This is a genomic window from Microvirga sp. KLBC 81 (genome assembly GCF_003075415.1).
Taxonomy (GTDB): Bacteria; Pseudomonadota; Alphaproteobacteria; order Rhizobiales; family Beijerinckiaceae; genus Microvirga.
Genome location: NZ_QDAH01000009.1, coordinates 148,044 through 157,266, shown reverse-complemented (window position 1 = coordinate 157,266; position 9,223 = coordinate 148,044). Strand labels below are relative to the sequence as shown.

At 64.0% G+C, this 9,223-nt stretch carries 8 protein-coding genes; 5 read left to right on the top strand and 3 right to left on the bottom strand.

Translation table 11 applies throughout. The features are described 5' to 3' along the window. Positions 1 to 98: 98 nt before the first annotated feature. Together DC522_RS09375 and DC522_RS09370 are read left to right on the top strand one after the other, a co-directional pair. Positions 99 to 1,199 (top strand): glycosyltransferase family 4 protein, encoded by a 1,101-nt coding sequence (locus DC522_RS09375; protein ID WP_116528427.1) that lies wholly within the window; start codon positions 99 to 101, stop codon positions 1,197 to 1,199. Next, complete coding sequence (locus DC522_RS09370) at positions 1,196 to 2,137, top strand: NAD-dependent epimerase/dehydratase family protein (RefSeq protein WP_116528426.1); 942 nt, start codon at positions 1,196 to 1,198, stop codon at positions 2,135 to 2,137. Before DC522_RS09375 ends, DC522_RS09370 begins: the two co-directional genes overlap by 4 nt. On the opposite strand, the gene DC522_RS09365 is transcribed toward DC522_RS09370, so the two are convergent. From DC522_RS09365 to DC522_RS09355, 3 genes are all read right to left on the bottom strand, one after another. Next, the gene (locus tag DC522_RS09365; RefSeq protein ID WP_116528425.1) at positions 2,070 to 4,034 is read right to left on the bottom strand and encodes a nucleoside-diphosphate sugar epimerase/dehydratase; all 1,965 of its coding nucleotides are present in this window, start codon (positions 4,032 to 4,034) and stop codon (positions 2,070 to 2,072) included. The two genes, DC522_RS09370 and DC522_RS09365, sit on opposite strands and share 68 nt — an antisense overlap. An 80-nt stretch (positions 4,035 to 4,114) precedes the next feature. Continuing rightward, positions 4,115 to 4,909 (bottom strand): ABC transporter ATP-binding protein, encoded by a 795-nt coding sequence (locus tag DC522_RS09360; RefSeq protein WP_116528424.1) that lies wholly within the window; start codon positions 4,907 to 4,909, stop codon positions 4,115 to 4,117. Beyond that, the gene (locus DC522_RS09355; RefSeq protein WP_116528423.1) at positions 4,906 to 5,910 is read right to left on the bottom strand and encodes an iron ABC transporter permease; all 1,005 of its coding nucleotides are present in this window, start codon (positions 5,908 to 5,910) and stop codon (positions 4,906 to 4,908) included. Before DC522_RS09355 ends, DC522_RS09360 begins: the two co-directional genes overlap by 4 nt. Positions 5,911 to 6,043: 133 nt before the next feature. Here DC522_RS09355 and DC522_RS09350 point away from each other — a divergent pair, with 133 nt between their 5' ends. From DC522_RS09350 to DC522_RS09340, 3 genes are all read left to right on the top strand, one after another. Then, positions 6,044 to 7,198, top strand: coding sequence for an aminotransferase (locus DC522_RS09350; protein WP_116528422.1), 1,155 nt, complete (start codon positions 6,044 to 6,046; stop codon positions 7,196 to 7,198). Positions 7,199 to 7,314: 116 nt separating this feature from the next. Further along, a complete protein-coding gene (locus tag DC522_RS09345; RefSeq protein WP_116528421.1) occupies positions 7,315 to 8,400 on the top strand; it encodes a polyamine ABC transporter substrate-binding protein in 1,086 nt (361 codons plus the stop codon). 91 nt (positions 8,401 to 8,491) lie between these two features. Further along, complete coding sequence (locus DC522_RS09340) at positions 8,492 to 9,220, top strand: SIMPL domain-containing protein (RefSeq protein WP_116528420.1); 729 nt, start codon at positions 8,492 to 8,494, stop codon at positions 9,218 to 9,220. Positions 9,221 to 9,223: the final 3 nt, after the last annotated feature.

Here is a 9,223-nt window from a genome sequence, read left to right as displayed (position 1 = left end):
GGATGCGGGCTTCGCGCCTTCAACATCGCTGGAAGACGGCGTGAAGCGCTTCGTCAGATGGTATCGCGAATATCACGGCACTTGAGATGAGTTCTGAGATGGCTTCCCTCCAGAACTTCACCCTTGGCCTTCTCGGCCCGCTTGAACGCCAAACCGTGCTCTCCGGTTTGCTCATCGTCTCCGCGCTTCTCTCGGCTGCCTTGATCGTGCTGCTGATGCCGCTCCTTCAGCGCTATGCGCTTGCGCGGCCCAATGCGCGTTCGAGCCACCGCATTCCCACGCCGCAGGGCGGCGGCATTGCGGTGCTCGCAGCGACGGTCATTCCGATCGCGGTCCTGATTTTCGTCACCGCGCCTGACATCAAACTTAACTGGGGCAGCGGCAACGGCTTCCGATTTATCTCGATCGTTCTTCTAGCCGCCATCGGCCTCGCCGTCGTCGGAGCCGTCGACGACATTCGTCCCCTACATCCCATTCCTCGCCTGCTTCTGCAGGTCGTCGCGGTCGCTGCGGCGGTGACGGTGTTCGACATCACCGGCCCCCGTATCCTCCCGAGTTGGATACCCGAGTGGTTCGAGATCGCCTTTCTCGTCCTGGGTGGAGTGTGGTTCGTGAACCTCGTCAACTTCATGGATGGGCTCGACTGGATCACTGTCGCCGAGATGGTGCCGATCACCGCTTTCCTTGCAGGCCTCGGTATTGTCACCAGCATGCCGGCTGCCTTCATGGCGGCGGCTCTCTGTGGCGCTCTTCTGGGGTTCGCCGTCTTCAACAAGCCCGTGGCTCGGCTCTTCCTGGGCGATGTCGGTTCATTGCCGATCGGCTTGATGGTAGGATGGCTGCTTCTGATGCTGGCACGCAACGGAACGTTTGCAGCCGCAATCCTCCTGCCGCTCTACTACCTGATGGATGCCACGATCACCCTCTTCCGCCGCCTCGCAAAACGCGAGCGGGTATGGGAGGCGCATCGCAGCCATTTCTATCAGCGTGCCACCGACAACGGCTTCTCCGTGATGGCGGTCGTCACACATGTCTTCATGCTCAATCTCGCGCTCGCTCTGCTGGCAGCCATGACACTTGTTTGGCCCTCGAGCGTTGTGCAGGTTGCAGCCTTGGCTGCAGGTATTCTTCTCGTCAGCCTGGTTCTCTGGCGCTTTTCTCACCCCCGGGTGACGGCATCTGTGGAGGTTCCCCGATGAATGCACCCTTGATTGCGCTCACCGGCTCAACGGGATTCATCGGCCGCCATCTCCTCGCCGAGTTGCCGAAGCGCGGGTACCGGATCCGCGTGCTGCTGCGCCGTCCCTCGGACGTGCCGGAGGGTGCATCGAGCGCCGTGATCGGCGACATCGCCTCGCCGCAGAACATGGCGGCGGCCTTGCGCGACGTGGACATGGTGATCCATTCCGCAGCTCTCGCGCATGCCATGTCGGGGCAGCCGGAGAACGATTATCGCACCATCAACACGGACGCGACGATCAAGCTCGCACACGCTGCCGAACGCGCGGGCGTGAAACGCTTCGTGTTTCTCTCGTCCATTCGCGCGCAGAGCGGACCGGTGGCGGAAGGCGTTCTCACCGAAGAGATGGAGCCGAAGCCCACCGATGCTTATGGCCGATCGAAGCTGGAGGCGGAGAAGGGTTTGGCAGAACTTGGGCTGGACTGGGCGGCGCTTCGCCCGGTCCTCGTTTACGGGCCGGGCGTGAAGGGCAACATGGCGGCGCTCCTGAAGCTCGCCCATTCTCCCTGGCCATTGCCGCTCGGCGGCCTGAGAGGAAAGCGCTCGCTGCTCTCCCTCGACAATCTCACGGCTGCCCTCGACACGCTCCTGAAAGCGCAAGGACCTTTGAAGCGCCCCTTCATCGCGGCGGATCCGGAACCGGTGACGGTGCCCGAGATCATCGCGGCGCTTCGCAGGGGTTTTGGGCGCGGTCCGGGGCTTATTCCCGTGCCGTCCTTCGCGCTGGGCGCTGCTGCAGCCCTGATGGGGAAGGGAGAAGCTTATGAGCGTCTCTCAGGCTCGCTGGTGGCGAGCCCGGATGCCTTGAGAAAACTCGGCTGGCAGCCTGTTACCGAGACGCCAGACGGGCTGTCTGAGCTGGCACGGCAGGCTGCAGATTCTGCTGGCGACGCTTGAATTCGGGGATCGCATCCTCGAACACCCGCTCCGCCGCCGCGCGGTCTCCTGCGGCCATGGCCCTGGCCAGCGCCTTCAGCCACTGATCGACTTTGGCGCGATCGGCGAAGATGGGCCTGGCGGCCATGACGCCGTCGATGCCGATCTCGGTGCGGGGCTCTTCACGGGCAAACAGGATTTCGTGCAGGCGCTCGCCGGGGCGCGTACCGGTCACGGAGATCTCGATGTCCTCACCAGGCTCATAGCCGGCGAGACGGATCATGCGCTCGGCCAGCTCATAGATTCGCACGGGCTGGCCCATCTTCAGCACGTAGACGGAGGCGCGCTCATCGCTGTTCGAAGTCTGCATGCGGATGCGGTCCTCGCCCGCATGGGAGGCAGAGGTGAGCACGAGATCGGCCGCCTCGCGCGTCGTCATGAAATAGCGCACCATGTCGGGATGCGTGACGGTGACCGGCCCGCCGCGGGCAATCTGCGTCTTGAATTTCGGCACGACGGAACCGACGGAACCCAGCACGTTGCCGAAACGCACAGCGATGATGCGCGTCGCGCCATTGCGGCCCATGAACTCGGCATCGAGTGCCTGGCCGTACATCTCGGCGAGCCGCTTGGTCGCGCCCAGCATCGAGACGGGGTCGATGGCCTTGTCGGTCGAGATCATCACGATCTCGGAGACGCCAGCCTCCACCGCCGCGTCTGCCACGTTCACGGAACCGAACACGTTGGTCTTGATGCCCTCCGTCCAGTTCCGCTCGAGATAGGGAACGTGCTTGAGAGCGGCCGCGTGGAAGACCACGTCGGGACGGAAATCGTTCATCACCTCCTGCACCCGTGCGCGGTCGCGCACGTCGGCAATGATGCCGTCGACATTGGTGTCGCTGGAGAGAAGAGTGGGATTTTCCAGGATGTGGTGCAGGGACGGCTCGGAGCTCTCCAGGATCATCAGATCGCTGGCGCCGAAAGCCACGACGCGGGTGCAGATTTCCGAGCCGATGGAGCCGCCGCCGCCGGTCACGAGAACACGCTTGCCGCGAATGAAGTTTTCGAGCCGCTGCCGGTCGATCTGCACGGTGGGGCGTAGGAGAAGATCCTCGATCTCCAGCGGCGCCAGCTCCGCATCGCGCATGCCTTCACCGAGGCTGGTCACGCGCACCAGCGGCAGCCCGAGACGGCGCGCACGGGCGAGCAGCATGTCCGGATTGGCCTCGGGCACGAGCGCGCTCGGCGTCGCCACGAGGCGGCGGATCGATTCACCCCGCTCGTGGAAATCCTGCACCACCTGATCGAGATCGGTGAAGGTGCCCAGCACCGGCACGCCGCGAATCGACTGCCCGAGATCATCGACACGGTAGGACAGGATGCCCTGTGGGCGCATCTTCTTGACCGTGCCCGTCTCGATGGCGCGCAGGATCACCTCGATATCGGTACCGCGCCCCAGAAGCAGGATCGGCGTGTTCGAGTCACGGCCGAGGGTGTGGCGCGAGCGGGCATATTTGAAATAGCGGAAGGCCAGGCGCGGGCCGCCCAGCAGAAACATCTGGATCAGCCAGTAGAGGGCGATCGTGATCTTGCCGAAGAAGAACGAGCCGTAAAACTGCGGCGAGAGCACAATATAGTCGGTGATCAGCAGCGCCAGCGCCAGGACGGTCGAGGCCCGGAAGATGTTGAACAGATCAGGCAGCGAGGCAAAGCGCCACTTGGAGCGGTAGAGGTGAAAGATCCAGTAAACGACGCCTGCGAAAACGATGAAAGGTGGCAGGAAGATCGGCAGATGGACCAAGCGTTCCTGGAGAAGCGGGCCCTCAAAGCGCACGGCAAAGGTCGCAAGGACGGCTACACCCGTCATCACGAGATCATGCACGATGATAAGAGCTTTCTTGAATTCCTGCCGATTCATTGCCGTGCCAAACGTTAAACCGGGGGTATCGGCCCGGCTCACCCCTTTGTCAATGTAGTAAAGTAACCTGTTCAAAGCCCTCAGCCGCCATGCCCGGATTCCGCCAGTGGGCGGTCCGCCACCACGACGAGGTGCCCTCCATCGTGCGAGACATGCGCCTGGATCCCGAAATTGGCGGCAAGCAGCTCCTCCGTCAGAACCATTTCCGGCGGACCGGACGCAGCGACAATTCCTTGATTCAGCAGGATGATCTCATCTGCGAAGCGTGCCGCCAAGGTCAGGTCGTGCATGATGGCCGCAACCGTCGTGCCGGCTCGGGCCTGTTCCCTGAGGACATCGAGAACGATGAGCTGATGACGCGGATCGAGCGCCGCAACAGGCTCGTCGGCGAGGAGAACCCGGGCCTGCGTCGCGAGAGCGCGGGCCAGAAGCACGCGGGCACGCTCGCCGCCTGATAATTCCGTAGCCGGCCGGTCCTCGAAGCCCTCGAGGTCGGCCGCGTGAATTGCAGCGGCCACAGCCTCCTGGCCCTTCGATGACAGGCTGTCGGGCTTTTCGCCGTAAGGCAGGCGGCCGAGCGCAATGACCTCGGCCACAGGCAGCGGCCAGGCGACGTTCCCGCCCTGTGGCAGATAGGCGATGCAGCGCGACCGCTCTCCGGCGCTCATGCGTGAAACCGGCTGCCCATCGAGCGTCACCTGCCCCGCGGTCGGTTCGAGCAGCCCGGCGAGGGTGCGCATCAGCGTGGTCTTGCCCGCGCCGTTGGGCCCCACGATCACGGTGAGACGACCCGAGGGCAGCGTGAGATCGACACGTGAGAGCGCGTGGCGCCGGCCGAGATCGACGGCGAGCGAATGGGCGCGAAGCTCCGTCATACGGGCATCTCCGCGAGCTCGGCCTTGCGGCGGGCGATGACCCAGAGAAAGAACGGCACGCCGAGAATGGCGGTGAGCACGCCGACCTTGATCTCCGTCTGGGACGGGATGAGGCGCACGGCGCAGTCCGCTGCGAGCAGCAAGGCCGCCCCCGTCAGGCCTGAGGGAACGAGCGTCCGGCCAGGATCGTAGCCTGCGAAGGGACGCACCAGATGAGGTGCGACGAGGCCCACGAAACCGATGGAGCCCACGACCGCCACCGAGGCGCCCGTGCCGATGGCGGCCCCCGCCACTAGGAGAAGCCGCAGGCGCATCACGTTGACGCCGAGGCTGCGTGCGGTCTCCTCGCCGAGAGCCAGCGCCCGCAAACCCGTCGAGGAGGACAGGACAAGGACGGAGGCCACAAGGATGAAGGGCGCTGCGAGCCAGACATGGATGATCGAGCGATCCTCGAAGGAGCCGAGCAACCAGAACACGATCTCGGTGACGGCGAAAGGATTGGGCGAGAGGCTGATGGCCAGCGAAGTGCCGGCACCCGCAAGACTTCCGACGGCGAGCCCTGAGAGAACGAGAACCACCACGGTGGCCCTGCGCCCGGCCACCGTCACCACGAGCGCGACGGAGAGGAGCGCGCCGAGGATCGCCGCGAAGGGCAGCGCCCATGAGAGGGCCCCCACGAGGCCGGAATAGAGCACCAGCACCGCGCCGAAGGCGGCCGCCTGCGGAGCGCCGAACACCGCCGTATCGGCGAGCGGGTTGCGCAACAATCCTTGGAGGCCCGCTCCCGTGAGGCCGAAGATCCAGCCGATCAGGAGGGCGAGCAGCGTCCTGGGCAGGCGGATGTCGCGCACCACGATGCTCGTGCTGCCCTGATCCGAGACGAGCGCCGTCAACGCCTCAAAGGGCGTGATCGGGGCGGGCCCGATGACGAGGGAGGCGAGGCTCAAGGCTCCGACGAGGAGGATGAGGCTTAAGGTGAGAGGCAGCCGGGACGAGCGCATGAAGGAATCGGTATTGTCGCATCCGCGATAGCAACAGCATCGTCAGGTGTCACCCTATGTTACGGGTTCAATCCTGGCGTTCTTCCGTGATACGAACGCATCCACGTCATCGCGCATTGCTTGAGGAACCGGCATGAACCGTTTGTTCGCCAACCTGCCCACCACCGTCTTCGAAGTCATGTCGAGCCTGGCCCGGGAAACCGGCGCCATCAATCTCGGCCAGGGCTTCCCGGACGATCCCGGGCCGGAGGACGTGCGGCGCGTAGCGGCGGATGCGGTTCTCAACGGCTACAACCAGTATCCCTCGATGATGGGCATTCCGGAGCTGCGCTCCGCGATTGCCGCTCACTACAGGCACTGGCAGGGCCTCGATCTCGATGCGAATACCGAAGTGATGGTGACCTCCGGCGCGACGGAAGCGCTCGCCGGCGCGATCCTCGGCATCGTGGAGCCGGGCGACGAGGTGGTGCTGTTCGAGCCCATGTACGACGCCTATCTGCCGCTCGTGCGGCTTGCCGGCGGCATTCCGAAATTCGTCACGCTCCAGCCCCCGCATTTCCGGCTGACGGAAGAGGCCTTGTCCAAGGCCTTCTCGCCGAAGACCAAGGCCGTGGTGTTCAACAATCCGCTCAATCCCACGGCGACCGTGTTCTCGAACGAGGATTTAGGCCTCCTCGCGGAGTTCTGCCGCAGGTTCGATGCCATCGCGATCTCGGACGAGGTGTGGGAGCACGTGGTGTTCGACGGCCGCAGGCATCAGCCGGTGCTGGGACTGGAGGGCATGCGCGACCGTTCGGTGAAGATCGGCTCGGCGGGAAAGATCTTCAGCCTTACGGGCTGGAAGGTGGGCTTCGTGGCTGCCGCCCCGCACATCATGAAGGTGCTGGCGAAATCCCACCAGTTCCTCACCTTCACCACCGCCCCGAACCTGCAGGTCGCCGTCGCCTACGGCCTGGCCAAGGATGACAGCTATTTCGAGGACATGCGGAAGAACTTCACCCGCAGCCGCGACCGCTTCACGGAAGGTTTGAGGACGCTCGGCTTCGACGTGATCCCGAGCCAGGGCACCTACTTCCTCAACATCGACATCACGCCTCTGGGCGAGACCGACGACGTCGCCTTCTGCCGCCGCCTCGTCATGGAGCATGGCGTCGCCGCCATCCCCGTCTCCGCCTTCTATGCGGAAGGCGCAGTGAAGAACGTGGTGCGCTTCTGCTTCGCCAAGAAGGATTCCACCCTCGATGCGGGGCTTGAACGGCTGGCGGACGTGGTGAAGCGGGTGGCTTGAGCGCGTCCAAGAACCGGCGCGTTCCGGAAGCTGCCGTCTTGACGGGCAGATCATTCGGACTTCAATTAAGCGCCTAGCCGATCAAGGCTTTTCTCTTCTCAGGAGTTCCGCCCTCGATGTTCCGCCTTCTCGCCTCCGTTGCCCTCACCCTGGGGCTTGTGACCGGCGCCGCCGCTCAAGAGCGTGTGGTCAATGTCTATAACTGGTCCGATTACGTGGACCCGAAGGCACTGGACGAGTTCACGAAACAGACCGGCATCAAGGTGGTCTACGACACCTACGACAACAACGAAATTGTCGAAACCAAGCTGCTCGCCGGCAAGTCGGGCTACGACATCGTGGTGCCGTCGGGCCCCTTCGTGCAGCGCCTGATCGGCGCCAAGGTGTTCCAGAAGCTCGACAAGTCGAAGCTTACGAACCTGTCGAACCAGTGGCCGGACGTCACGCAGCGCCTCGCCGTGTTCGATCCCGGCAACCAATATGCCGTGAACTACATGTGGGGCACCACCGGCATCGGCCTCAACGTCAAGAAGGTGAAGGAAATCCTGGGCGACGTGCCGCTCAACACCTGGGATCTGGTGATGAAGCCGGAGTTCTCCTCCAGGCTGAAGGCCTGCGGCATCTACATGCTGGACAGCCCCGAGGACCTCTTCCCGGGCGTGCTGGCCTATCTGGGGCTGAACCCGGATTCCAAGCGCAACGAGGACCTGACCAAGGCGGGCGACGCCCTGTTCCGCATCCGCGGCAACATCCAGAAGTTCCACTCCTCCGAGTACATCAACGCGCTCGCCAACGGCGATATCTGCGTGGCGGTGGGCTATTCCGGCGACATGATCCAGGCCAAGAAGCGCGCCGAGGAAGCCAAGAACAATGTGGAGATCGCCTATGTGATCCCGCGCGAGGGCGCGCTCATGTGGTTCGACAGCTTCGTGATCCCGGCGGATGCCAAGAACGTGGCCGAGGCGCATGAGTTCATCAACTTCATGCTGAGACCCGAGATCGCCGCCATGAACACGAACTACGTGTCCTACGCGTCGGGCAACCTCGCCGCCAAGCAGCATATCGATCCGGCGATCCTCAACGACCCCGGCATCTATCCGGACGAGGCCACGATGAGGCGCCTCTTCACCAACACGGCCTATGACGAGCGCTCGCAGCGCACCGTCACCCGCCTGTGGACCCGGGTGAAGACGGGCCGTTAATCGCCCGCTCAGGATTGATCCTGAATTACTGTTGCGCCCATCGAGCTCCGCCTTAAGGGCGGAGCTTTTGTTTTTGGAAGGACTTTCAGCGATGCGCCTCGCCCTTGCAGCGGCTCTCAGCCTTGCCCTCGGCCTTGCCTCTCCGGCTTTTGCTCAAGAACCCACTCCGCGCCAGCCGACCATCAGCGTCATGGGGACCGGCGAAGCCGAGCTGAAGCCGGACTTCGCCACCATCTTCGTCAGCGTGGAGACCAAGGGGGATACGGTGGCGCAGGCGACGAACGCCAATCGCGCAGGAACGGAGCGTGTGCTTGCCCGCATCCAAGGAATCGGGATCAAGAAGGACGATATCCAGACGGCGAATTTCCAGGTCTTCCAGACGCCGCAGCAGATCGGCCCCGATGGCCGGGAGATCAAGCAGCCGAAGTTTTCCGCCAATCACCGGCTGCGGATCAAAACCCGCGACATCGATGGCGTCGGCCAGCTCGCGGGCGAGATCCTCGCCAGCGGCGACATGACCTTCCAATCGGTCTCCTTCGGGCTCGACCGACAGGAGGAGGGCGGAGACAAGGCCCGCGAAGCCGCCGTGCGCGATGCCAAGCGTCAGGCAGAGGTCTATGCCGCCGCCGCAGGCGTTGCGCTCGGCCGGATCCTGGAGATCCGGGACGGTTCCGCCCAGCCTGTCGAACCGTACCCTGAGATGATGCGGACGCAGATGGCTGCAGCGAAGAACGATGGCGCCATCCCGCTCGTGCCCCCGGCCACGATCCGCTACACCGCCAACGTGCAGCTCGTCTGGGAAATCGCCCCGAAGCCCTGATGG